This is a genomic window from Mesorhizobium alhagi CCNWXJ12-2 (genome assembly GCF_000236565.1).
In the GTDB taxonomy this organism is placed as follows: Bacteria; Pseudomonadota; Alphaproteobacteria; order Rhizobiales; family Rhizobiaceae; genus Allomesorhizobium; species Allomesorhizobium alhagi.
This window is the reverse complement of the sequence record NZ_AHAM01000199.1, coordinates 1-1,075: the sequence shown is the minus strand read 5'-3', so window position 1 is coordinate 1,075 and position 1,075 is coordinate 1. Positions and strand designations below refer to the sequence as shown.

Below are 1,075 nucleotides of genomic sequence, written 5' to 3'. Positions count from 1 at the left end.
CCTGTTCCCGCAGCCGATCGTTGAGCGCCTGCGGCAGCATCCGCCGTGCCTCGCCGACCCCGCTGCCGTCGCCGTAGACCTCGCTCAGCCCGAACGGCATGGTCGGCTCCTCGATGTCGGCCAGCAGCCCCCGGAAGAACTCATCATGCGCCTTGGCATCACCCCCCAGCCGCGCCTGCGCCACCAGATTGCGGAACGGCTGCGGTGCTGCAAGCTCACGCGCGCGTCCCTCCAGCACGGCCTGCACCTCGGCATGTATCACTTCCAGCGTCGTGTGATCGCCGATCAGATGATGCTGCAGCTGCAGCAGCAGCCAGCGTGTGCTGCCGGGCTCGCGCGCGATCACAAACCGCAACAACGGCGCCCGGCCAAGATCGATGCGCTGCCGGCGCGGATCAAACCGGCGCCGGAGCTCATTGGGGCCGGAACCGTCACAAGCATCCAGCTCGACCTCGCTCACCTGCAGCGGCGCGCGCCGCCACACCACCTGGGCCGGGCTCGACAGCCCCTCCCAGACAAAGGCCGTGCGCAGGATGTCGTGCCGATCCACCACCTGCTGTACCGCGCCAAGATAGCGCTCCAACAGGTCACGCTCGTCAAAGGCCATCTGCGACACCAGCAGGTAAGGATCGCCCCGGCTGGCCAGCAAATGGTGGAACAGGATGCCGTCCTGCAGCGGCGACAGGCCATAAATGTCCTGGATGCTGCCGACACCACCGGGTACCGTGGCGACGATCCGGTCGACCTCCGGCTGGGCCAGATCGATGAGCGGCAGCATCTGCGGCGTAATCGCCGTACTCTGTTCGGTGATCAGGTTGGCAGGCACCGCCACCTCGTGATGGCTTCCAAGGCTGGCGGCAAGATCGGCCAGCACCGGCTTGGCGAACAGGGTGCGCACCTCCACTCCCAGCGACAGCCGCCGCAGCCGCTCCATCAGCTGCACCGCCAAGAGCGAATGGCCACCGAGTTCGAAGAAGTGGTCGTGGCGCCCGATGCGCTCGATACCGAGAAGCTCGGCCCAGATCTGCGCCAGCGCCGCCTCGACCTCGCCCTGCGGCGCCTCATAGGCCGCCCT

Annotated in this window: 1 protein-coding gene; it reads right to left on the bottom strand. The window is 67.5% G+C overall.

Translation table 11 applies throughout. The features are described from left to right. On the bottom strand, positions 1 to 1,075 hold a 1,075-nt coding region (locus tag MAXJ12_RS22495), incomplete at both ends, for a condensation domain-containing protein (protein ID WP_008838308.1).